Source organism: Pseudacidovorax sp., assembly GCF_017991995.1.
Classification (GTDB): Bacteria; Pseudomonadota; Gammaproteobacteria; order Burkholderiales; family Burkholderiaceae_C; genus Xenophilus.
The window spans coordinates 92,179-114,395 of sequence record NZ_JAGOPN010000008.1 but is presented as its reverse complement, the minus strand read 5'-3'; the positions used below and the strand labels follow the sequence as shown (position 1 = coordinate 114,395).

The 22,217-nt window shown below is 67.9% G+C and carries 20 protein-coding genes; all 20 read left to right on the top strand.

Features of this window, described 5'->3' with window-relative positions; all coding sequences use genetic code 11:
• The first annotated feature begins 13 nt into the window (after nt 1-13).
• The 20 genes from KBC94_RS12910 to KBC94_RS12815 all read left to right on the top strand — a co-directional run bounded on the left by KBC94_RS12910 (nt 14) and on the right by KBC94_RS12815 (nt 22,161).
• Nucleotides 14-691, top strand: coding sequence for a type 4a pilus biogenesis protein PilO (locus tag KBC94_RS12910; RefSeq protein WP_114802285.1), 678 nt, complete (start codon nt 14-16; stop codon nt 689-691).
• Entirely contained in the window at nt 691-1,236 is a 546-nt protein-coding gene (locus KBC94_RS12905) for a pilus assembly protein PilP (protein ID WP_294370766.1), read from the top strand. Before KBC94_RS12910 ends, KBC94_RS12905 begins: the two co-directional genes overlap by 1 nt.
• Nucleotides 1,233-3,410 (top strand): type IV pilus secretin family protein, encoded by a 2,178-nt coding sequence (gene pilQ, locus KBC94_RS12900; RefSeq protein ID WP_294370572.1) that lies wholly within the window; start codon nt 1,233-1,235, stop codon nt 3,408-3,410. The genes KBC94_RS12905 and pilQ overlap by 4 nt, the downstream gene beginning before the upstream one ends.
• Nucleotides 3,411-3,520: 110 nt before the next feature.
• Nucleotides 3,521-4,048: a shikimate kinase gene (locus KBC94_RS12895; RefSeq protein ID WP_294370568.1), complete on the top strand. Its 528-nt coding sequence runs from the start codon at nt 3,521-3,523 to the stop codon at nt 4,046-4,048.
• Between the two features lie 30 nt (nt 4,049-4,078).
• A complete protein-coding gene (aroB, locus tag KBC94_RS12890) occupies nt 4,079-5,191 on the top strand; it encodes a 3-dehydroquinate synthase (protein ID WP_294370567.1) in 1,113 nt (370 codons plus the stop codon).
• 25 nt (nt 5,192-5,216) lie between these two features.
• Nucleotides 5,217-6,350 carry a deoxyguanosinetriphosphate triphosphohydrolase gene (locus tag KBC94_RS12885; protein ID WP_294370566.1) on the top strand — a complete coding sequence of 378 codons (1,134 nt, stop codon included), beginning with the start codon at nt 5,217-5,219 and terminating at the stop codon, nt 6,348-6,350.
• A complete protein-coding gene (locus tag KBC94_RS12880; protein ID WP_294370564.1) occupies nt 6,347-7,573 on the top strand; it encodes a CynX/NimT family MFS transporter in 1,227 nt (408 codons plus the stop codon). Before KBC94_RS12885 ends, KBC94_RS12880 begins: the two co-directional genes overlap by 4 nt.
• Before the next feature lie 67 nt (nt 7,574-7,640).
• Nucleotides 7,641-8,207: a DUF1415 domain-containing protein gene (locus KBC94_RS12875; RefSeq protein ID WP_294370562.1), complete on the top strand. Its 567-nt coding sequence runs from the start codon at nt 7,641-7,643 to the stop codon at nt 8,205-8,207.
• A complete protein-coding gene (locus KBC94_RS12870) occupies nt 8,204-9,121 on the top strand; it encodes an SAM-dependent methyltransferase (protein ID WP_294370560.1) in 918 nt (305 codons plus the stop codon). The genes KBC94_RS12875 and KBC94_RS12870 overlap by 4 nt, the downstream gene beginning before the upstream one ends.
• Nucleotides 9,122-9,123: 2 nt before the next feature.
• Nucleotides 9,124-9,828: a transposase gene (locus KBC94_RS12865; protein ID WP_294370559.1), complete on the top strand. Its 705-nt coding sequence runs from the start codon at nt 9,124-9,126 to the stop codon at nt 9,826-9,828.
• Nucleotides 9,829-10,008: 180 nt separating this feature from the next.
• Nucleotides 10,009-14,745: a glutamate synthase-related protein gene (locus KBC94_RS12860; protein ID WP_294370558.1), complete on the top strand. Its 4,737-nt coding sequence runs from the start codon at nt 10,009-10,011 to the stop codon at nt 14,743-14,745.
• A gap of 35 nt (nt 14,746-14,780) precedes the next feature.
• Nucleotides 14,781-16,259: a glutamate synthase subunit beta gene (locus KBC94_RS12855; RefSeq protein WP_294370557.1), complete on the top strand. Its 1,479-nt coding sequence runs from the start codon at nt 14,781-14,783 to the stop codon at nt 16,257-16,259.
• A 143-nt stretch (nt 16,260-16,402) separates the two neighbouring features.
• Nucleotides 16,403-17,227, top strand: a complete 825-nt coding sequence (locus tag KBC94_RS12850; protein ID WP_294370556.1) for an ABC transporter ATP-binding protein — start codon at nt 16,403-16,405, stop codon at nt 17,225-17,227.
• Nucleotides 17,224-18,006, top strand: coding sequence for a lipid asymmetry maintenance ABC transporter permease subunit MlaE (gene mlaE / locus KBC94_RS12845; protein ID WP_294370555.1), 783 nt, complete (start codon nt 17,224-17,226; stop codon nt 18,004-18,006). The genes KBC94_RS12850 and mlaE overlap by 4 nt, the downstream gene beginning before the upstream one ends.
• Nucleotides 18,007-18,015: 9 nt before the next feature.
• A complete protein-coding gene (gene mlaD / locus KBC94_RS12840) occupies nt 18,016-18,522 on the top strand; it encodes an outer membrane lipid asymmetry maintenance protein MlaD (protein ID WP_234194529.1) in 507 nt (168 codons plus the stop codon).
• The gene (locus KBC94_RS12835) at nt 18,519-19,307 is read left to right on the top strand and encodes a VacJ family lipoprotein (protein ID WP_294370550.1); all 789 of its coding nucleotides are present in this window, start codon (nt 18,519-18,521) and stop codon (nt 19,305-19,307) included. The genes mlaD and KBC94_RS12835 overlap by 4 nt, the downstream gene beginning before the upstream one ends.
• A 121-nt stretch (nt 19,308-19,428) precedes the next feature.
• On the top strand, nt 19,429-20,082 hold the full coding sequence (locus KBC94_RS12830) for a phospholipid-binding protein MlaC (protein WP_294370548.1): 654 nt from the start codon (nt 19,429-19,431) through the stop codon (nt 20,080-20,082).
• Between the two features lie 13 nt (nt 20,083-20,095).
• Nucleotides 20,096-20,386, top strand: coding sequence for an STAS domain-containing protein (locus tag KBC94_RS12825; protein WP_017759877.1), 291 nt, complete (start codon nt 20,096-20,098; stop codon nt 20,384-20,386).
• Between the two features lie 51 nt (nt 20,387-20,437).
• A complete protein-coding gene (locus KBC94_RS12820; RefSeq protein ID WP_294370546.1) occupies nt 20,438-21,385 on the top strand; it encodes an ABC transporter ATP-binding protein in 948 nt (315 codons plus the stop codon).
• A 5-nt stretch (nt 21,386-21,390) separates the two neighbouring features.
• The gene (locus tag KBC94_RS12815) at nt 21,391-22,161 is read left to right on the top strand and encodes an ABC transporter permease (RefSeq protein WP_294370765.1); all 771 of its coding nucleotides are present in this window, start codon (nt 21,391-21,393) and stop codon (nt 22,159-22,161) included.
• Nucleotides 22,162-22,217: the final 56 nt, after the last annotated feature.

Here is a 22,217-nt window from a genome sequence, read left to right as displayed (position 1 = left end):
AGGGCGAGCGGAGATGGCGTCGCGCATTTCATTGCCACGCGCGGATGTGGGTGCGGCACTGCGCGCGGCCGCGCGGCAGTTCCGTGGCCTCGATCCCAACGATCCGTCCCGCTGGCCGGCTGTGCCGCGCTACGCCCTGTGCGCCGTCGTCGCGGCGGCGGTGGTGGTGGTGCTGTGGTTCGTCTGGCTGGGTGGCGTGGACGAGGAGTACCAGGCCGACCTCGGTCGTGAGCAGTCGCTGCGCGAGGACTACCGGACCAAAGTGGCGCGGGCCGTCAACCTCGAGCAGCTGAAGAAGCAGCGCGAGCAGGTGCAGCAGTACGTGCTCGTGCTCGAAAAGCAATTACCCAGCAAGGCCGAGATGGATGCCTTGCTGTCCGACATCAACCAGGCCGGCCTGGGCCGCAGCCTGCAGTTCGAGCTCTTCCGCCCGGGCCAGGTCGAGGTGCGTGACTACTACGCCGAGCTGCCGATCGCCGTGCGCGTCACGGGGCGCTACCACGACATGGGTGCCTTCGCTGCCGACATTGCCAACCTGTCGCGCATCGTGACGCTCAACAACCTGTCCATCGTGCCCCAGAAGGACGGCGGCGGGCTGACCATGGACGCCACCGCCCGCACCTACCGCTACCTGGATGCCGACGAGCAGGCCGCGCAGCGCAAGGCGTCCGCCGCCCAGGCCAAGAAATGATGAAGAAGACCGGCCTCCTGCTGCTGGCCTGTTCGGCAGCCGTCCTGCTCACCGGCTGCCTGGGATCCGATCAGGACGACCTGGTGGAGTGGATGCGCCAGGAACGCGCCAACGCCAAGCCGCGCATCGAGCAGATTTCCGAGCCGAAGAAGTTCGTGCCCCAGGCCTACACCGAGACCGGCGCCGTCGAGCCCTTCGACAACCAGCGGCTGCTGCAGGCCCTGCGACGGGACAGCACGAGCCCTGCCGTGCGCTCGGACCTGATCGCGCCCGAACTCAACCGGCCCAAGGAGCCCCTGGAGGCCTATCCGCTGGATTCGATGGCCATGGTGGGCAGCCTCAAGCGCGGGGGTCAGCAGATGGCGCTGGTGATGGTGGACAAGCTGCTCTACCAGGTGCGGGTGGGCAACCACCTTGGACAGAACTACGGGCGCGTGATGCGCATCGACGAGACGGAGCTGGCCTTGCGCGAGATCGTGCAGGACGCCGCGGGTGAATGGATCGAGCGCACGGCGACGCTGCAGCTGCAAGAGAGGTCGAAATGAAGTCATTGGTCAGCACTCCCGCACTGGGTTGGCTGCGGCGCGCGGGCATGGCGATGCTCTGCCTGGGAAGCATGGCGCTGGCGCAGGCGCAGAACGCGATCCAGGCCGTGACGGGCTCGGTGCAGTCGGGCTCGGAGGTCGTGCGCATCGACTTCGCCCGGCCGCTCGCCGCGCCACCCACCGGCTTCACCGTCCAGAACCCGGCGCGCATCGCGCTGGACTTTCCGGCCACCACCAATGCCCTGGGCCGGTCCTCGGTCGACGTGAACCAGGGCAACCTGCGGTCGGTGAACGTGGTGCAGGCGGCCGATCGCACGCGGCTGGTGCTCAACCTGAAGCAGGCCACGGCCTATCGCACGGACATCCAGGGGAGTTCGCTGCTCGTGGTGCTCAGCCCCGCGCCCGGCCAGGCGCTGGCCGCGCCGGCCCAGCAGTCCTTTTCCGAGAACTTCAACCGCGACAGCCAGCCGCTGCGCGACATCGACTTCCGCCTGGGCCCGGACAACACGGGCCGCGTGATCGTCGAACTCGCCAACAACCAGGTCGGTGTGGACGTGCGCCAGCAAGGCCGCGCGCTGGTGGCCGAATTCACCAAGTCGACCCTGCCCGAGGGCCTGCGCCGACGGCTGGACGTGACGGACTTCAACACGCCGGTGCAGTTCGTCAACGCCCAGCAGGTGGGCGATCGCGTGCGCCTGACCATTGACGCGCGCGGCGACTACGAGCACAGCGCCTACCAGAGCGACAACCAGTTCGTGGTCGAGGTGCGCGCCCGCAAGGTCGACCCGACCAAGCTGACCCAGGGCGTGGGCTATACCGGCGAGAAGCTGTCGCTGAACTTCCAGAACATCGAGATCCGCTCGCTGCTGCAGGTCATCGCGGACTTCACCAACTTCAACATCGTCACCTCCGACTCGGTGACCGGCTCGCTGACCCTGCGCCTGAAGGATGTGCCCTGGGACCAGGCGCTGGACATCATCATGCAGGCGAAGAACCTGGGCATGCGCAAGAACGGCTCGGTGCTGTGGATCGCGCCCAAGGACGAGATCAACGCCAAGGAGAAGATGGAATACGAGGCCAAGGCGGCCATCGAGAACCTGGAGCCGCTGCGCACCCAGTCCTTCCAGCTCAACTACACCAAGGCGATCGTGATCGCCCAGGGCCTGACCGGCACCGGCACGGCCGCCGGCGGCGGTGGGGGGGGCACGGGGACTGCCACGCGCATCCTGAGCGCCCGTGGCAGCGTGATCGCCGAATCGCGCACCAATCAGCTGTTCGTCTCGGATGTGCCGTCCAAGCTGGCCCAGGTGGCCGAGCTGATCCAGAAGCTGGACGTGCCGGTGCGCCAGGTGATGATCGAGGCGCGCATCGTCGAGGCCACCGACACCTTCGGCAAGTCGCTGGGCGCGCGCCTGGGTGGCAGCTTCATCAACAGCCGTAGCTCCTTCGGCACCTATCCGACCGTGACCGGCGGTGGCACCACCTCCACCAGCACCACCACGGGCGGCACCACCACGACCACGTCGACGACGACCAGCCCCACCGTGAGCTTCGGCACCGCCACGCTCAACAACTTCATCAACCTGCCCGCCGGCGACGCTGGCGGCACGGGCAATGCAGCCGGGGCTTTCACGCTGGCGCTGTTCAACTCCAGCTTCTCGCGCATGCTGAACCTGGAGATCTCGGCGCTCGAGGCCGACGGCAAGGGCCGCGTGATCTCCAGCCCGCGCGTCATCACCGCCGACCAGACCAAGGCGCTGATCGAGCAGGGCGAAGAGATTCCCTACCAGCAGGCCACCTCCAGCGGCGCAACCTCGATCTCCTTCCGCAAGGCGGTGCTGAAGCTCGAAGTGACGCCGCAGATCACGCCCGAGGGCAACATCATCCTGACGCTGGACGTGAACAAGGACTCCCGCGGCGTGAACACCTCGGCCGGCCCCGCCATCAACACCAAGCATGTGCAGACCGAAGTGCTGGTCGAGAACGGCGGCACGGTGGTGATCGGCGGCATCTTCGAGCTGACCGAGACCAACGACGAGTCGCGCATCCCGGTGCTGGGCGAGGTGCCGGTGGTCGGCGCCCTGTTCCGCAAGCGTGATCGCGTGTCGAACAAGACCGAAATGCTGGTGTTCATCACGCCGAAGATGATCACCGACCGCAACGCCGCGCGTTGATGTCGGCCGAGGCTTTGCCGGGCAGGAGCACCCGGCAGGGCCGCTGATACACTGCCGCGCGTTTTCGCATCCTGCGGGGGCCACCAGGCTCCTGCGCATCTTCGGCTTCCGTGTCCTCCTCCCAATCCATCGCCCTGGTCGGCATGCCCGGCGCCGGCAAGTCGGCGGTGGGCAAGGAACTCGGCCGCCGCCTGCAGCGTGCCTTTGCCGACAGCGACGTGGTCATCGAGCAGCGCATCGGCTGCTCGATCCGCGAGTACTTCGAACGCGAGGGCGAGGCCGCCTTCCGTCAGCTCGAAGAACAGGTGCTCGCCGAGCTGGGCGAGCAGGGCGCCGGCGTGGTGGCCACGGGGGGTGGCATCGTCATCCGGCCGGCCAATCGTGCCTGCCTGCAGCAGTCCTTCCGTGTCGTCTACCTGCACGCGGCGCCTGAGGATCTGTACCGCCGCCTGCGCCACGACACCAAGCGGCCGTTGCTGCAGGTGGCCGATCCGCTGGCCCGTCTGCGCGAGCTCTATGCGGCGCGCGACGGGCTCTACCGCGAGGTGGCCCATGTCGTCGTCGAGACGGGCCGTGCCTCGGTCGGTGCCGTGGTGACGGACGTCCAGCGGCAGCTGCAAGCAGCCTCCGAAGGCTGAAAGACAGAGGCCGCCCTCTAAACTCGGGGCATGGCCGCTACCCCATCCCTTGCGCCGGCCGTCGAGCAAGTCCGCATCGACCTTGGCGAGCGCAGCTACCCCATCCTGATCGGCGCCGGCCTGCTGGCCGAGCCCGCCACCTACGCCGCGCTGCCGGCGGCATCGGCCGCCGTGATCGTGACCAACACCACCGTCGCGCCGCTCTATGCGCAGCAACTGCGCGACACGCTGGCCGGCCGCTTCGCCACGGTGCGCGTGGTCGAACTGCCCGATGGCGAATCGCACAAGAACTGGGAGACGCTGCAGACCATCTTCGATGCACTGCTGGCCGCCCATTGCGACCGCCGCACCGTGCTGTTCGCGCTCGGCGGCGGCGTGGTGGGCGACATGACCGGCTTCGCCGCCGCCTGCTACATGCGCGGCGTGCCCTTCGTGCAGGTGCCGACCACGCTGCTGGCGCAGGTCGATTCGTCGGTGGGCGGCAAGACGGCCATCAACCATCCGCTGGGCAAGAACATGATCGGCGCCTTCTACCAGCCGCAACTGGTGGTGTGCGACCTGGAAACGCTGCGCACATTGCCGCCGCGCGAGGTGTCGGCAGGGCTGGCCGAGATCATCAAGTACGGGCCCATCTACGACATGGGCTTCTTCGACTGGATCGAGGCGAACATCGAGGCGCTGGTGGCGCGTGAACCCGCCGCCCTGGCCCATGCGGTGCGCCGCAGTTGCGAGATCAAGGCGGCCGTGGTGGGCCAGGACGAGCGCGAGTCGGGCCTGCGCGCCATCCTCAACTTCGGCCACACCTTCGGCCATGCCATCGAGTCGGGCCTGGGCTATGGCGAATGGTTGCATGGCGAGGCGGTGGGCTGCGGCATGGTGATGGCGGCGCGTTTGTCGCAGAAGCTGGGCGGCGTCGATGCCGCCTTCGTCGAGCGGCTGACCGCGCTGGTGCGCCGCGCCAGCCTGCCGGTCGTGGCGCCGGCTCTGGGCGCGCAGCGCTACCTCGACCTGATGCGCGTGGACAAGAAGGCCGAGGCCGGCGAGATCCGCTTCGTGGTCATCGGCCGGCCCGGCAGCGCCCTGATGCGCCCGGCGCCCGATGCCCTGGTGCGCGAGGTGCTGGCCGAATGCGTGGCAGCCTGAGCGTGCGCGCCGGCAAGGCAGGGCGATGAGCGCGCCGGCCTGGGCCAGCGACCCCACCCGCAGCCGCGGACGTCGCTTCGCCGAGCCGCCCGCGCCCACGCGCGACGACTTCCAGCGCGACCGCGACCGCATCGTCCATTCGACGGCCTTCCGCCGGCTGGTCTACAAGACGCAGGTCTTCCTCAACCACGAGGGCGACCTGTTCCGCACCCGGCTCACGCATTCGCTGGAGGTGGCGCAGCTCGGCCGCTCGGTGGCGCGCTCCCTGGGCCTGAACGAGGATCTGGTCGAGGCCATCGCCCTGGCGCACGACCTGGGCCACACGCCGTTCGGCCATGCCGGGCAGGATGCGCTCAACGGCTGCATGGCCGAGCACGGCGGTTTCGAGCACAACCTTCAGAGCCTGCGCGTGGTCGACGCGCTGGAGCACCGCTACCCCGGCTTCGACGGCCTGAATCTCTGTTTCGAGACGCGCGAGGGCATCCTCAAGCACTGCTCGCGCGCCAATGCCGAGCGGCTGGAGGCGCAGGAGCCCGGCGGCATCGCGCGGCGTTTCCTCGATGGCACGCAGCCCGGCCTCGAGGCGCAGCTCACCAACCTGGCCGACGAGATCGCCTACAACGCCCACGACATCGACGATGGCGTGCGCTCGGGGCTGTTGCGGCTGGAGGCGCTGCAGGAGGTGCCGCTGTTCGAGCGCCACCGCCGCCAGACGCTGGCCGAGCACCCGGCGCTGGACGATCGCCGCCTGCTCTATGGGGCCATCCGCCGAATGCTGAGCGAACAGGTCTACGACCTGATCGATACCACGCGCGCCGCGCTCGCGCAGGCCGATCCGCAGGACGCTGAGGCGGTGCGGCGGCTGCCGCCCCTGGTGCGCTTCAGCGAGGACATGCGCGGCCAGTCGGTGACACTCAAGCGCTTTCTCTTTGCCAACCTGTACCGCCATCCGCAGGTCACCCGCACGACAGGGCGGGCGCAGGACGTGGTGCGCGACCTGTTCGCGGCCTATGTGCAGGGCGACCTGAGCCTGCCCGAACGGCACGCGCGGCGCCCCGACCGCCACCGTGCCGTGGCCGACTACATCGCCGGCATGACCGATCGCTTCGCCGTGCGCGAACACGAGCGGCTGACGGGCCGGCCGTGGACGGACGAATGAGCACGGCCGCGCCCGTGTCCCGTCACGCCGCCTTCTTCGTGGTCTTCGGTGGTGTGAGCGCCGCCATCCATCTGGGCAAGCTGCCGCCTGCGTTGCCGGCGTTGCACGACGAACTGGGGCTGTCGCTGGTGCAGGCCGGCTTCCTGCTATCGGTGCTGCAGTTCGCGGGCATGGGGTTCGGCCTGCTGGCGGGCGTGCTGGCCGACGGTCTGGGCGCGCGGCGCTGCATGCTCATCGGACTCGGGCTGCTCACCGGCGCGTCGGCGGCGGCGGGTGCCTGGGGGCAGATGGGCATCGGCTTCGGGGCCATGCTCGCGCTGCGCGTGGTGGAAGGGGCGGGCTTTCTGCTGGCGGTGATGCCCGGGCCGGCGCTGGTGCGGCGGCTGGCGGTGCCCGGCACCGAGAAGGCGGCGCTGGGCTGGTGGGGCGCCTACATGCCCCTGGGGGTGTCGCTCGCGTTGCTGGCGGGGCCCGTGTTCCTTCACGTCGCGGGCTGGACGGGTTGGTGGCAAGGCGCCGCGCTGGTGTCCGCCATGGCCATGCTGGGGCTGATCCATGCCGTGCCGGCCGATGGGGGGCGCCCCGCACCCGCTGGCGCTGGCGCTGGCTGGTCGTCGCGCCTGGGCCTGACGCTGCGCGAGCCGGGCGCCTGGCTGGTGGCGGGCGCCTTCTGCGTCTATGCGGCGCAGTGGATGGCTGTGATCGGTTTCCTGCCGACCATCTACGCGTCGGCCGGCATGCCGGCGGCCTGGACGGCGCTGCTCACCGCGGTCGCGGCCGCCGTCAACATCGTCGGCAACGTGTGCGGCGGCCGCCTGCTGCAGCGCGGGCACGCGCCGCAACGCCTGCTGGTGCGCGGTTTTCTGGTGATGGCGCTGATGGCTGCCCTGGCCTTCGCCCAGATCGGCAGCGGCGATCAGGTCTGGGCGCTGCCCATGCCCGTTCGCTACCTCGCCGTCTGCGTGTTCTCGCTGGCGGGCGGTATGGTGCCCGCCACGCTCTTCCTGCTGGCGGGACGCGTGGTGCCGCAGGCGGCCTCCACCACGGTTGGGCTGATGCAGCAGGCCTCGTCGCTCGGCCAGTTCCTGGCGCCCCCCGTCGTGGGCTGGCTGGCCCAGCGCGTGGGAGGCTGGCACTGGACCTGGGTGTTCGCGCTCGGCTGTTCGCTGGCGGGCATGCAGATGGCCCTCTGGCTGGGACGGCGCGCGCAGGCTGGCGCTTGAGAAGGGCGCAGACAATCGGCGGATTGCAGGGCCCGCCGCGGCCCGTGCACACCAAAGGAAATTCTTCATGACCATCGATGCCGCGCAGGCCATCGCCGACACGCGCCGCTGGGTCGACCGGGCGGTCATCGGCCTGCAGCTGTGCCCCTTCGCCAAGGCCGTGCAGGCCAAGGGCCAGGTGCACTACGCCGTCCATGCCGGCGACGACCTGGACCAGCTGGCCGAGCGCCTGTTGGCCGAGGCACAGGCGCTGCGCGAGACACCGGCCGACACCCGCGACACCACCTTGCTGATCGTCCCCCACGCCTTGCACGACTTCTACGACTTCCACGATTTCACCGGCCGCTGCGAGCGCCTGATGCGCCGCGCCGGGCACGAGGGCGAGCTTCAGCTGGCCAGTTTCCATCCGCGCTTCCAGTTCGCTGGCGAGGACGAGGACGCGCTGGGCAATTTCAGCAACCGTTCGCCCCATCCCACGCTGCATCTGCTGCGCGAAGCCAGTATCGACCGCGCGGTCGAGGCCTTTCCGGACGCGGCGGACATCTTCGAGCGCAACATCGACACGCTCGACGCCCTGGGGGCGGCGGGCTGGGCGGCGCTGGACGTGGGTGCCGGGGCAGGGGGGCGGCCATGAAACGCCAGGCAGACAAGGGGCAGCGCGCGGGCGCAACGGGCGTGGCAGACGCGGCGTTGGCCGAGGAGCTGCGGCCTGGCCAGTCGGTCGAGCTGCTCAAGGAGCTGCACATCCTGACCCGCGAGGGCCGGCTCAACCAGGACTCGCGGCGCAAGCTCAAGCAGGTCTACCACCTCTACCAGTTCATCGAGAAACTGCTGCTGGAGCTGCCGGAGGAAGGCGCTGTGGCGACCGTGGCGGACCACGGCGCCGGCAAGTCCTACCTGGGCTTCATCCTGCACGACCTGTTCTTCAAGGCGCGCGGCGGCCATATCTACGGCATCGAGAGCCGGGCCGAGCTGGTCGAGCGCTCGCGGGCGCTGGCCGATCGGCTGGGCTTTGCGCGCATGCATTTCCTGGCGCTGTCGGTGGCTGAATCGGCGACGGCCACCGAGTTGCCGGCGCAGATCGACATGGTCACCGCGCTGCATGCCTGCGACACCGCCACCGACGACGCCATCGCCTTCGGCCTGGCCAAGCAGGCCCGCTTCATGGTGCTGGTGCCCTGCTGCCAGGCCGAAGTGGCGGCCAGCCTGCGGCACAGCAAGGCGCTGTCGCTGGCGCGCACGCCGCTGGCCGAGCTGTGGCGGCATCCGCTGCACACGCGCGAGATCGGCAGCCAGCTCACCAATGTGCTGCGCTGCCTGTACCTGGAAGCCTGTGGCTACCAGGTGACGGTCACCGAACTGGTCGGCTGGGAGCACAGCATGAAGAACGAGCTGATCCTGGCGCGCCGCACCGGCCATCGCAAAGCCAGCGCCGCCCAGCGGCTGCGGGCGCTGCTGGCCGAGTTCGGGCTCGACGAGCTGGCCGGGCGCCGCTTTCCGGCACTGCCGCCCGCGGCGTCGGCGACCGAGGCCGTGCACGAGGCCTGAACATGGCCAGGCAGCCCCGGCTGGCGCTGGCCGGCCATCCGCACCACCTGATCCAGCGCGGCAACAACGACCAGGCGGTGGTGGTCGACACCACCGACCGGCAGATGCTGCTGGACACGCTGGGCGAGCAGGCCCAGCGCGCGGGCGTGGCCCTGCATGCCTACGTGATCCTGGAAGATCATTTCCATGTCCTGGCCACGCCGCCGACGGCCGAGGCGCTGTCGCTGTGGATGCAGGCCGTGGGGCGGCGCTATGTGCGCCACTTCAACGACCGCCACGGACGGCGCGGCACGCTGTGGGAAGGCCGCTACCGTGGCACGGTGCTGCAGGCCGAGCGCTATTTCCTGCCTTGCATGGCCTACATCGACCTGCATCCGGTACGGGCGGGGCTGGTGGAGCAGGCGCGCGACTATGCGTGGTCCAGCCATGGCCACTACGTGGGGCTGCGCACCGATCGCTTCCTCACGCCGCATGCGCTGTACTGGGCGCTGGGCAATACGCCCTTCGCGCGTGAAGCCGCGTACGCCGAAATGGTGCATGTAGGGCCGACGCGAGCTGAACAGCTCATGCTGACCGAAACCGCCCGCAAAGGATGGGCGGCGGGCGAGGCTGCCTTCGTCCAGCAGCTGCAGGCCGATACACCGCGCCGATTGGCGGTCGGGCGTGCAGGGCGTAAGCCGAAAGATCCCAGTCTTCCCGGGGGCTGATGCCTCGCAAGCGGCCGTAAGACCGGTTGCTCCCCGTTGATCGTGATCTGTCCCCAATTCTGAAGCGATAAGAAATGGCTGACGCCGAAATGGAGTCTGACCCCAATTAAAACGTTTGGCATTCTTCGTGCAAGTCCCTATGCTCCCCGCATTCCCCACGATATCTCCGAGGAGCGTGCCATGACCCTGGCAGCAGAAATCGAACACCTCCAGCAAAAAGGCCTGTACGTCACCGCCAACGAGCACGACGCCTGCGGCGTGGGCTTCGTGGCCCACATCAAGGGTGAGAAGCGCCACGACATCGTCACCCAGGCGCTGAAGATCCTCGAGAACATCGACCACCGCGGCGCCGTCGGTGCCGACAAGCTGATGGGCGACGGCGCGGGCATCCTGATCCAGATCCCCGATGCGCTCTACCGCGAAGAAATGGCCAAGCAGGGCGTCACCCTGCCGCCGGCCGGCGAGTACGGCGTCGGCATGATCTTCCTGCCCAAGGAGCATGCCTCGCGACTGGCCTGTGAGCAGGAGATGGAGCGCGCGATCAAGGCCGAAGGCCAGGTGCTGCTGGGCTGGCGCGACGTGCCGGTCAACCGCGAGATGCCCATGTCGCCCACCGTGCGCGACAAGGAACCCATCATGCGGCAGGTCTTCATCGGCCGCGGCGCCGATGTGATCGTGCAGGACGCGCTGGAGCGCAAGCTCTACGTCATCCGCAAGACGGCCAGCGCCAACATCCAGGCACTCAAGCTCAAGCACAGCAAGGAATACTACGTTCCGAGCATGAGCAGCCGCACCGTGGTCTACAAGGGCCTGCTGCTGGCCGACCAGGTGGGCACTTATTACCTGGACCTGCAGGACGCACGCTGCGTCTCGGCCATCGGCCTGGTGCACCAGCGCTTCTCCACCAACACCTTCCCCGAGTGGCCGCTGGCCCACCCCTACCGCTACGTCGCCCACAACGGCGAGATCAACACGGTCAAGGGCAACTACAACTGGATGCGCGCCCGCGAAGGCGTGATGAGTTCGCCCGTGCTGGGCGCCGACCTGGCCAAGCTCTACCCGATCAGCTTCGCCGGCCAGTCCGACACCGCCACCTTCGACAACTGCCTCGAACTGCTGACGATGGCCGGCTACCCGATCAGCCAGGCCGTGATGATGATGATCCCGGAGCCCTGGGAGCAGCACGCCACCATGGATCCGCGCCGCCGCGCCTTCTATGAGTACCACGCCGCCATGCTGGAGCCGTGGGACGGCCCGGCCGCCGTGGTTTTCACCGACGGCAAGCAGATCGGCGCCACGCTGGACCGCAACGGCCTGCGCCCCGCCCGCTACTGCGTGACCGACGACGACATGGTCATCATGGGCTCCGAGGCCGGCGTGCTGCCCATCCCCGAGGCCAAGATCATCCGCAAGTGGCGCCTGCAGCCCGGCAAGATGTTCCTGATCGACCTCGACCAGGGCCGCATGATCGACGACGAGGAGGTCAAGGCCACCCTCGCGCACAGCAAGCCCTACAAGCAGTGGATCGAGAACCTGCGCATCAAGCTTGACGACGTCGAGGGCGCGGGCGAGGCCCCGGCCAGCGCCGTCTCGCTGCTGGACCGCCAGCAGGCCTTCGGCTACACGCAGGAAGACATCAAGTTCCTGATGAGCCCGATGGCGGTGGCCGGCGAGGAGGGCATCGGCTCCATGGGCAACGACAGCCCGCTGGCCGTGCTCTCCAGCAAGAACAAACCGCTGTACAACTACTTCAAGCAACTGTTCGCCCAGGTGACCAATCCGCCGATCGACCCGATCCGCGAGGCCATCGTCATGTCGCTGGTCAGCTTCGTGGGCCCCAAGCCCAACCTGCTGGACATCAACCAGGTCAACCCGCCCATGCGCCTCGAAGTGAGCCAGCCCGTGCTCGACTTCAACGACATGGCCAAGCTGCGCGACATCGGCACCTTCACGCAGGGCAAGTTCAAGAGCTACACGCTGGACATCACCTACCCGCTCGCCTGGGGCGAAGAGGGTGTGGAAGCCAAGCTGGCCTCGCTGTGCGCAGAAGCGGTGGACGCCATCAAGGGCGGCCACAACATCCTGATCGTGAGCGACCGCGCGATCAGCGCGACGCAGTTGCCGATTCCGGCCGCGCTGGCGCTGTCCGCGATCCACCAGCACCTGATCCGCGAAGGCGTGCGCACCAGCGCCGGCCTGGTGGTGGAAACCGGCTCTGCCCGCGAAGTGCACCACTTCGCCGTGCTGGCCGGCTACGGCGCGGAAGCGGTGCATCCGTACCTGGCCATGGAAACCCTGGCAGCGATGCACCAGGACCTGCCGGGCGACCTGTCGGCCGAGAAGGCCATCTACAACTACGTCAAGGCGATCGGCAAGGGCCTGTCCAAGATCATGTCCAAGATGGGCGTGAGCACGTACATGAGCTACTGCGGCGCCCAATTGTTCGAGGCCATCGGCCTGAACACCGAGACGGTCGCGAAGTACTTCACCGGCACCGCCAGCCGCGTGGAAGGCATCGGCGTGTTCGAGATCGCGCAGGAGGCCATCCGCATGCACAAGGCCGCCTTTGGCGACGACCCGGTGCTGGAGTCGATGCTGGATGCCGGCGGCGAATACGCCTGGCGCACCCGCGGCGAAGACCACATGTGGACGCCCGACGCCATCGCCAAGCTGCAGCACTCCACCCGCGCGAACAACTTCAACACCTACAAGGAATACGCGCAGATCATCAACGACCAGAGCCGTCGCCACCTGACGCTGCGCGGCCTGTTCGAGTTCAAGTTCGACACCGCCAAGGCCATCGCGGTCGACGAGGTCGAGCCCGCGGCCGAGATCGTCAAGCGCTTTGCGACCGGCGCCATGTCGCTGGGCTCGATCAGCACCGAGGCCCATTCGACGCTGGCCATTGCCATGAACCGCATCGGCGGCAAGAGCAACACCGGCGAGGGCGGCGAGGACCCGGCGCGCTACCGCAACGAGCTCAAGGGCATCCCGATCAAGCAGGGCGCCACGCTCAAGAGCGAGATCGGCGCGCAGAACGTCGAGGTCGACCTGCCCCTGAAGGAAGGCGATTCGCTGCGCTCGCGCATCAAGCAGGTGGCCTCGGGCCGTTTCGGTGTGACGGCGGAGTACCTGTCCTCGTCCGACCAGATCCAGATCAAGATGGCGCAGGGCGCCAAGCCCGGCGAAGGCGGCCAGCTGCCTGGCGGCAAGGTCACCGAGTACATCGGCAAGCAGCGCTATTCGGTGCCCGGCGTGGGCCTGATCAGCCCGCCGCCGCACCACGACATCTATTCGATCGAGGACCTGGCCCAGCTGATCCACGACCTGAAGAACGTGGCGCCGCATGCCTCCATCAGCGTCAAGCTGGTGTCGGAAGTGGGCGTGGGCACCATCGCGGCCGGCGTGGCCAAGTGCAAGAGCGACCACGTCGTGATCGCCGGCCATGACGGCGGCACGGGCGCCTCGCCCTGGTCGTCCATCAAGCATGCCGGCAGCCCGTGGGAGATCGGCCTGGCCGAGACCCAGCAGACGCTGGTGCTCAACCGCCTGCGCGGCCGCATTCGCGTGCAGGCCGACGGCCAGATGAAGACCGGTCGCGACGTCGTGATCGGCGCGCTGCTGGGCGCCGACGAATTCGGCTTCGCCACCGCGCCGCTGGTGGTCGAGGGCTGCATCATGATGCGCAAGTGCCACCTGAACACCTGTCCGGTGGGTGTGGCCACGCAGGACCCGGTGCTGCGCCAGAAGTTCGCCGGCAAGCCCGAGCATGTCGTCAACTACTTCTTCTTCGTCGCCGAGGAAGTGCGCCAGATCATGGCCCAGCTGGGCGTGCGCAAGTTCGACGAGCTGATCGGCCGCGCCGACCTGCTCGACATGCGCAAGGGCATCGCCCACTGGAAGGCCCGCGGCTTGGACTTCAGCCGCCTGTTCGCCCAGCCGCAGGTGCCGGCCGAGGTGCCGCGCCTGCATGTCGACAGCCAGGACCACGGCCTCGAGAAAAGCCTGGACAACAAGCTGATCGAGAAGTCGCGCCCGGCCATCGACCGCGGCGAGAAGGTGCAGTTCATCGAGACGGTGCGCAACGTCAACCGCTCGGTGGGCGCCATGCTCTCCGGCGCGCTGACCAAGGTGCATCCGGAAGGCCTGCCCGACGACTCCATCCGCATCCAGCTGGAAGGCACGGGCGGCCAGTCCTTCGGCGCCTTCCTGGCCCGCGGCATCACGCTCTATCTGATCGGCGAGGCCAACGACTACACCGGCAAGGGCCTCTCGGGTGGCCGCGTGGTGGTGCGTCCCAGCCTGGACTTCCGCGGCGAGGCGGCGCGCAACATCATCGTGGGCAACACCGCGCTGTACGGCGCCACCACGGGCGAGGCCTTCCTGGCCGGCGTGGCGGGCGAGCGCTTCGCGGTGCGCCTGTCGGGCGCCACCGCGGTGGTCGAGGGCACGGGTGACCACGGCTGCGAATACATGACCGGCGGCACGGTGGTGGTGCTGGGCAAGACGGGCCGCAACTTCGCGGCCGGCATGAGCGGCGGCGTGGCCTTCGTCTACGACGAGGACGGCCAATTCGCCTCGCGCTGCAATATGGCCATGGTCACGCTCGAGAAGGTGCTGACCACCGGCGAGCAGACCGCCGGCGTCGACCGCAAGTTCTGGCACAACGCCCAGACCGACGAAGCCCAGCTGCGCAAGCTGCTCGAAGAGCACCACCGCTGGACCGGCAGCAAGCGCGCCCGCGACCTGCTGGACGACTGGGCCCTGTCGCGCACGAAGTTCGTGAAGGTCTTCCCGAACGAATACAAGCGCGCCCTGGGCGAGCTGCACGACCGCAAGATGATGCTGGCCAGCACCGGCAATGACGCCAAGGCCGGCCTGGAGCCGCATGCCGTCTCCGCCGCCGCAGCCGGCTGAGCCGACGCGCCACGAACCAGAACGAGGAACACACGATGGGAAAAGTCACCGGCTTCATGGAATTCGAGCGGCTCGAAGAGGGCTACCGCCCGGTCGATGAGCGACTGAAGCACTACAAGGAATTCGTGGTCGCGCTGGACGACCAGCAGGCCAAGATCCAGGGTGCGCGCTGCATGGACTGCGGCACGCCCTTCTGCAACAACGGCTGCCCGGTCAACAACATCATTCCGGACTTCAACGACCTGGTGTATCGCCAGGACTGGAAGAACGCCTTCGCGGTGCTGGACTCGACCAACAACTTCCCCGAGTTCACGGGCCGTATCTGCCCCGCGCCCTGCGAGGCGGCCTGCGTGCTGAACGTGAATGACGATGCGGTCGGCATCAAGTCCCTGGAGCACGCGATCATCGACCGCGCCTGGGCCGAGGGCTGGGTCAAGCCCCGTCCGGCCAAGCACAAGACCGGCAAGAAGGTCGCCGTCGTCGGCGCCGGCCCCGCCGGCCTGGCCGCGGCCCAGCAACTGGCCCGGGCCGGCCACGACGTGACGCTGTTCGAGAAGAACGACCGTGTCGGTGGCCTGCTGCGCTATGGCATCCCCGACTTCAAGATGGAGAAGTCGCATATCGACCGCCGCGTCGAGCAGATGAAGGCCGAAGGCGTGGTCTTCCGCACGGGCGTGGTCGTCGGCGCCGCCAAGGACGCGCTGGGCAAGGGCTCCAAGGTCACCAACCTGGCCAAGGAAACCGTCACGCCCGAGCAGCTCCAGGCCGAGTTCGACGCCGTGCTGCTGACCGGCGGTGCCGAGCAGTCGCGCGACCTGCCCGCACCCGGCCGCGACCTGGACGGCATCCATTTCGCGATGGAGTTCCTGCCGCAGCAGAACCGCGTGAACGCCGGCGACAAGGTCAAGGGCCAGTTGCGCGCGGACGGCAAGCACGTCATCGTGATCGGCGGTGGCGACACCGGCTCCGACTGCGTGGGCACCAGCAACCGCCACGGCGCAGCCAGCGTGACCCAGTTCGAGCTCATGCCCATGCCGCCCGAATCGGAGAACAAGCCGCTGGTCTGGCCCTACTGGCCTTACAAGCTGCGCACCTCCTCCAGCCACGAGGAAGGCTGCGAGCGCGAGTTCGCCATCTCGACCAAGGAATTCATCGGCGAGAAGGGCAAGGTCACCGGCCTCAAGACCGTGCATGTGGAGTTCAAGGACGGCAAGTTCGTCGAGGTGCCCAACACCGAGAAGACCTACAAGGCCGATCTGGTCCTGTTGGCCATGGGTTTCGTGAGCCCGGTCTCGCCGGTGCTCGAAGCCTTCGGCGTCGAGAAGGATGCGCGCGGCAACGCCAAGGCCACGGTCGACTTCACGGGTGGCTACGCCACCAACGTGCCCAAGGTGTTCGCGGCCGGCGACATGCGCCGCGGCCAGTCGCTGGTGGTGTGGGCCATCCGCGAAGGCCGGCAGGCGGCGCGGGCCGTGGACGAATTCCTGATGGGATTCAGCGACCTGCCCCGTTGAACCAAAGGGCAGCCGTAAGGTCGAAAACCGGCCTACGTGCTTTCCCTTATCATCGGCCGCCGCCAAGCCGGGATGCCGCACAGGCGCCCCGGCTTTGTGTTTTCTTGAGACTGCCCGTTTCTCCCACCGTCCCTCCCCCGGCTTTGTCCTCCGTCGATTCCGCCCCTTTCGTCGAGTTTCGTGACGTGCGCTTTGGCTACGGCGAGCGCGCCATCCTCGATGGCGTGTCGTTCTCCGTGCCCCGCGGGCGCGTGACGGCGCTGATGGGTGCGTCTGGCGGCGGCAAGACGACGGTGCTGCGGCTGATCGGCGGGCAGGTGCGTGCCAACGCCGGCGAGGTGCGCTTCGACGGCCAGGACGTGGGTCGCATGGCACCCCCTGCGCTCTATGCTGCCCGGCGCCGCATGGGCATGCTGTTCCAGTTCGGCGCGCTGTTCACCGACATGACGGTGTTCGACAACGTGGCCTTTCCCCTGCGCGAGCACACCCAACTGCCCGAGCCGCTGGTGCGCGACATCGTGCTCATGAAGCTGGACGCGGTGGGCCTTCGCGGCGCGCGCGAGCTGATGCCCAGCGAGGTCTCCGGCGGCATGGCGCGCCGTGTTGCACTCGCCCGGGCCATTGCGCTCGACCCCGAGCTGGTCATGTACGACGAGCCCTTTGCCGGGCTCGATCCGATTTCGCTGGGCACGTCCGCCCGCCTGATCCGCCGGCTGAACGACGCGCTCGGGCTGACGAGCGTGATCGTCTCCCACGACCTCGACGAGACCTTCCGCATCGCCGACCACGTGGTGATCCTCGCCAACGGCAAGGTCGCGGCACAGGGCGCGCCGGACGAGGTGCGGGCCAGCACCGATCCGCTGGTGCACCAGTTCGTCAATGCCGAAGCGGAGGGGCCGGTGCGCTTCCACTATCCCGGGCCCACGGTCGACGAGGATTTCGGCCACATGCAGGGAGGCCGGCCATGAGGTGGTGGCATCCGTCCGACGTGGGCTTTGCCGTGCGGCGCAAGCTGGCGGACCTGGGCCATGGGGCCCGCCTGTTCGTGCGCCTGGTGGCCGACCTGGGGTCTTGCCTTCGTCGTTTCGGCCTCGTGCGCGACCAGATCCACTTCCTGGGCAACTACTCGCTGGCGATCATCGCGGTCTCGGGTCTGTTTGTCGGTTTCGTGCTGGGGCTGCAGGGCTACTACACGCTGCAGCGCTACGGCGCCTCGGAGGCGCTGGGCCTGTTGGTCACGCTCTCGCTGGTGCGCGAGCTGGGGCCGGTGGTCGCGGCGCTGCTCTTCGCGGGCCGGGCCGGCACCTCGCTTACCGCCGAAGTCGGCCTGATGAAGGCGGGCGAGCAGCTCAGTGCCATGGAGATGATGGCGGTGGACCCGGTGCGTCGGGTGTTGGCGCCTCGCTTCTGGGCGGGCGTCATCACCCTGCCGCTGCTGTCCGCCGTGTTCAGCGCCGTGGGCGTGCTCGGGGGATGGGTGGTGGGCGTGCTCATGCTGGGCGTGGACTCCGGCGCTTTCTGGGGGCAGATGCAAAGCGGGGTGGATGTCCTGCAGGATGTCGGCAACGGCATCGTCAAGAGCGTGGTGTTCGGCTTCACCGTCAGCTTCGTCGCGCTGCTCCAGGGTTTCGAGGCCCAGCCGACGCCCGAGGGCGTCTCCCGCGCCACCACGCGCACGGTGGTGGTGGCTTCGCTGGCGGTGTTGGGGCTGGACTTCCTCCTTACCGCCATGATGTTCAGCCTCTGAGGTAAACCAATGCAACGTTCCCGCAGCGATCTCTGGGTTGGCCTGTTCGTGCTCATCGGCGCGGCGGCGCTGCTCTTCCTGGCCCTGCAATCGGCCAACCTGCTCAGCCTGAATTTCCAGAAGACCTACAAGGTCACGGCCCGTTTCGACAACATCGGCGGGCTCAAGCCGCAGACGGCGGTCAAGAGCGCCGGTGTGGTGGTGGGTCGCGTGGAATCCATCGGCTTCGACGACAAGACCTTCCAGGCCAGCGTGACGCTGGCGCTGCAGGACCGCTATCGCTTTCCCAAGGACAGCTCTTTGAAGATCCTCACCAGCGGTCTGCTGGGCGAGCAGTACATCGGCATCGAGGCCGGCGCCGACGACAAGAACCTGCAGGCCGGCGACACGATCTCGTCGACCCAGTCCGCGGTCGTGCTCGAAAACCTGATCAGCCAGTTTCTCTACAGCAAGGCGGCCGACGGAAGCTCCTCCGGCGATGCCAACAACAAGACCGGAGAGGGTGCGAAGAAATGACGACGAGAAGAACCCCCGTTGCGGGCCCGTGGCGCGGCGTACGCGCCGTGGCCCTGGGCATGGCGCTCGCAAGCTGCGGCCTGGCATGGGCCCAGGCGCAGCAGCCGGCTGCTGCGCCGGCCACTGAGGACTCGACCGCGGCGCCTGCCGACCTGCGCAATCCCGCGGACCCCTTCGAGCCCTTCAACCGCCGCATGTTCCGCTTCAACAAGGCCTTGGACGACGCGGTGCTCAAGCCGGTGGCCACCACCTACCGTGACGTGCTGCCGTCGATGGTGCGAAGCGGTGTCACGAACTTCTTCAACAACCTGGGCGACATCTGGAATTTCGCCAACAACGTCCTGCAATTGAAGGCGCAGAACAGTGCCGAGACCTTCATGCGCCTGAACGTGAACACGGTGTTCGGGTTGGGCGGCATCCTGGACGTGGCCTCCGACCTCGGCATCGAGCGGCACAGCGCGGACTTCGGCCAGACGCTGGGCTACTGGGGCGTGCCGTCCGGCCCGTACCTGATGTTGCCGCTCCTGGGCCCTTCGACCGTGCGCGACACCGCCGCGCTGCCCATCGACTGGCAGGGCGACCCGGTGCCCTCCATCGACGACAAGACGGTGCGCTGGAGTCTGACTGGCCTGTGGCTGGTGGACCGTCGCGCGCGGTTGCTGCGGACCACCAGTCTCCTGGAAGACGCGGCACTCGACCCGTACAGCTTCTCCCGCGACGCCTATCTCCAGCGGCGCCGTGCAGAAGTGAACGACGGACGCACGCGTCAGGACGACGACCAGTGACCAAGCAGGGCCCTTGCAGTTGGTTGCAAGTGCCGCCGCCTCGACGGAAACCCGCGCCGCAACGAGCCGCTCGAAAGGGCAGGCAGCGTCGCCGCACACAACGATAGAAGGGATACCCACCATGAACTTCGCCATCCAACGACGCACCATCGGCCGCTGGGCCGGAATGGGCGCGATCCTCGTGGCGCTGGGCAGCGCCTCGCTGTCGGCAATGGCCGCCGATGAAGCCCCTGATGCGCTGGTCAAGCGGCTGTCCAGCGAAGTGCTGGACACCATCAAGGCCGACAAGTCGATCAAGGCCGGGGACATCCCGAAGATCATGGCGCTCGTTGACGCCAAGATCATGCCCAACGTGAATTTCCAGCGCATGACCTCCTCGGCCGTGGGCCCCGCCTGGCGTCAGGCCACGCCGGAGCAGCGCACCCAGTTGCAGCAGGAATTCAAGACGCTGCTGGTGCGCACCTACGCCGGCGCCCTGGACCAGGTCAGTGACCAGACCGTCACCATCAAGCCCTTCCGTGGCTCGCCGGACGACAAGGAAGTGCTGGTGCGCACCGAGGTCCGCGGCGGCTCTGGCGACCCGGTGCAGATCGATTACCGGCTCGAGAAGACCCCCGGCGAAGGCTACGGCTGGAAGGTCTTCAACTTCAACGTGATGGGCGTATGGCTGGTCGATACTTACCGCACCCAGTTCGCCCAGGAGATCAACGCCAAGGGCATCGACGGCCTGATTGCCACGCTGGCGGCCCGCAACAAGGCCAACGCCCGCAGCTGACCGGGGTGACCGCATGGCGCTCGATGCCCTGACACTGATGCTGCCGCCTCGTCTGACGCACGACGAGGCACCGGCCTGCATGCGCATGCTCCAGCAGGGGCTGACGGCGCAGCCCGGGTCTTCGGCCGTGGTCGACGCGAGCGCGCTGAACCAGTTCGATTCCTCGGCCATCGCCGTGCTGCTCGAATGCCGCCGGGAGGCCGCGGCGCTGGGCCGGGGCTTTGCCGTCAAGGGGCTACCCGCGCGCCTGCGCGAATTGGCCATGCTCTACGGCGTGGCCGGCCTGCTGCCTTCCGCGCCCTGATCTCCCGCCAGGGGCGGGGCCAAGGGGAACAACCTAGAATCCCCACCCCCTATGGCCGCCGTCTCCTTCCAGTCCGTCTCCAAGACCTATCCTCCGTCCCGCGCACAGCGGGCCCATGGCAATCCCGGTCTGCGGGCGCTGGAGGATGTCAGCTTCGACATCGAGGAAGGCGAGTTCTTCGGCCTCCTGGGCCCGAACGGCGCGGGCAAGACCACCCTCATCAGCATCCTCGCTGGACTGTCGCGGCCCACGTCAGGTCATGTGAGCGTGCATGGCTTCGACGTGCAGAGCCACTTCGCCGATGCGCGCCGACAGTTGGGCATCGTGCCGCAGGAATTGGTCTTCGACCCCTTCTTCAATGTCCGCGAGACGCTGCGGCTGCAGTCGGGCTATTTCGGCATCCCGAACAACGACGACTGGATCGACGAGCTGCTCACCAGCCTGGGTCTGGCCGACAAGGCCGATGCCAACATGCGCCAGCTCTCGGGCGGCATGAAGCGCCGCGTGCTGGTGGCGCAGGCACTGGTGCACAAGCCGCCGGTGATCGTGCTCGACGAGCCCACGGCCGGCGTGGACGTGGAACTGCGCCAGACGCTGTGGCAATTCGTCGCCCGCCTCAACCGCGAAGGCAGCACCGTGCTGCTGACCACCCACTACCTCGAGGAAGCCGAGGCGCTGTGCAACCGCATCGCCATGCTCAAGAAGGGCAGGGTGGTGGCGTTGGACCGCACCAGCGAACTGCTCAAGGCGGCGGCCAGCAACGTGCTGCGCTTCAAGACCGATGCCGAGCTACCCTGGGAGCTGGCCCGCAACGCCCGGATCACCGGCCGCATCGTCCAACTGCCGGCGCAGAACGCGCTGGAGGTGGAACAACTGCTGTCCAACCTGCGACAGGCCGGCGTGTCGGTCGAGGACGTGGAAATGCGCAAGGCCGACCTGGAGGACGTCTTCATCGACCTGATGGCCGGCGAGCAGACACCGCTGGAGGTGGCGCGATGAGAGACATGCTGCTGTCGCGCGCCATGGGCTGGCGCGCCCTGCTGGCCAAGGAAGTGCTGCGCTTCTGGAAGGTGGCCGGCCAGACCGTCGGTGCGCCGGTGCTGACCTCGGTGCTCTACCTGATGGTCTTCGGCCATGTGCTGGAGGACCACGTCCAGGTCTACGGCCGCTTCAGCTACACCGCCTTCCTGATCCCCGGTCTGGTGATGATGAGCGTGCTGCAGAACGCCTTCGCCAATAGCTCCTCGTCCATCATCCAGAGCAAGATCATGGGCAACCTGGTGTTCGTGCTGCTGACGCCGTTGTCGCACTGGGGCTGGTTCTTCGCCTATGTGGGCTCGTCGGTGGTGCGCGGCCTGGTGGTCGGCGCGGGCGTGCTGCTGGTCACGATGTTCTTCGCCGTGCCGCCCTTCGCGCAGCCGCTGTGGATCGTGCTCTTCGCCCTGCTGGGCGCGGGCCTGCTCGGCACGCTGGGCCTGATCGCCGGCCTCTGGGCCGAGAAGTTCGACCAGATGGCGGTGTTCCAGAACTTTCTGATCATGCCCATGACCTTCCTGTCGGGCGTGTTCTATTCCATCGGCTCGCTGCCGCCCTTCTGGCAGGCGGTGAGCCACCTCAACCCCTTCTTCTACATGATCGACGGCTTCCGCTACGGCTTCTTTGGCATGTCGGACGTGTCGCCCTGGCTGAGCCTGGGCGTCGTGGCCGGTGCGCTGGCCGTGGTGAGTACCGTGGCGGTGCACCTGCTGCGCACCGGCTACAAGATCAGAGGCTGAGGAAGACCTGCCATTTCGAGGCCGCGACTGCCTGCTGGCAGATGCTGCATCCAACG

Excerpts from the sequence above, each read along its gene's own strand:
- KBC94_RS12830 (WP_294370548.1), top strand. The coding sequence starts at position 19,429 with ATGAACTTCGCCATCCAACGACGCACCATCGGCCGCTGGGCCGGAATG.
- KBC94_RS12905 (WP_294370766.1), top strand. The coding sequence starts at position 691 with ATGAAGAAGACCGGCCTCCTGCTGCTGGCCTGTTCGGCAGCCGTCCTG.
- pilQ (WP_294370572.1), top strand. The coding sequence starts at position 1,233 with ATGAAGTCATTGGTCAGCACTCCCGCACTGGGTTGGCTGCGGCGCGCG.
- aroB (WP_294370567.1), top strand. The coding sequence starts at position 4,079 with ATGGCCGCTACCCCATCCCTTGCGCCGGCCGTCGAGCAAGTCCGCATC.
- KBC94_RS12885 (WP_294370566.1), top strand. The coding sequence starts at position 5,217 with ATGAGCGCGCCGGCCTGGGCCAGCGACCCCACCCGCAGCCGCGGACGT.
- KBC94_RS12815 (WP_294370765.1), top strand. The coding sequence starts at position 21,391 with ATGCTGCTGTCGCGCGCCATGGGCTGGCGCGCCCTGCTGGCCAAGGAA.
- KBC94_RS12820 (WP_294370546.1), top strand. The coding sequence starts at position 20,438 with ATGGCCGCCGTCTCCTTCCAGTCCGTCTCCAAGACCTATCCTCCGTCC.
- KBC94_RS12825 (WP_017759877.1), top strand. The coding sequence starts at position 20,096 with ATGGCGCTCGATGCCCTGACACTGATGCTGCCGCCTCGTCTGACGCAC.
- mlaE (WP_294370555.1), top strand. The coding sequence starts at position 17,224 with ATGAGGTGGTGGCATCCGTCCGACGTGGGCTTTGCCGTGCGGCGCAAG.
- KBC94_RS12875 (WP_294370562.1), top strand. The coding sequence starts at position 7,641 with ATGACCATCGATGCCGCGCAGGCCATCGCCGACACGCGCCGCTGGGTC.
- KBC94_RS12860 (WP_294370558.1), top strand. The coding sequence starts at position 10,009 with ATGACCCTGGCAGCAGAAATCGAACACCTCCAGCAAAAAGGCCTGTAC.
- KBC94_RS12855 (WP_294370557.1), top strand. The coding sequence starts at position 14,781 with ATGGGAAAAGTCACCGGCTTCATGGAATTCGAGCGGCTCGAAGAGGGC.
- KBC94_RS12865 (WP_294370559.1), top strand. The coding sequence starts at position 9,124 with ATGGCCAGGCAGCCCCGGCTGGCGCTGGCCGGCCATCCGCACCACCTG.
- KBC94_RS12880 (WP_294370564.1), top strand. The coding sequence starts at position 6,347 with ATGAGCACGGCCGCGCCCGTGTCCCGTCACGCCGCCTTCTTCGTGGTC.
- KBC94_RS12910 (WP_114802285.1), top strand. The coding sequence starts at position 14 with ATGGCGTCGCGCATTTCATTGCCACGCGCGGATGTGGGTGCGGCACTG.
- mlaD (WP_234194529.1), top strand. The coding sequence starts at position 18,016 with ATGCAACGTTCCCGCAGCGATCTCTGGGTTGGCCTGTTCGTGCTCATC.
- KBC94_RS12835 (WP_294370550.1), top strand. The coding sequence starts at position 18,519 with ATGACGACGAGAAGAACCCCCGTTGCGGGCCCGTGGCGCGGCGTACGC.
- KBC94_RS12870 (WP_294370560.1), top strand. The coding sequence starts at position 8,204 with ATGAAACGCCAGGCAGACAAGGGGCAGCGCGCGGGCGCAACGGGCGTG.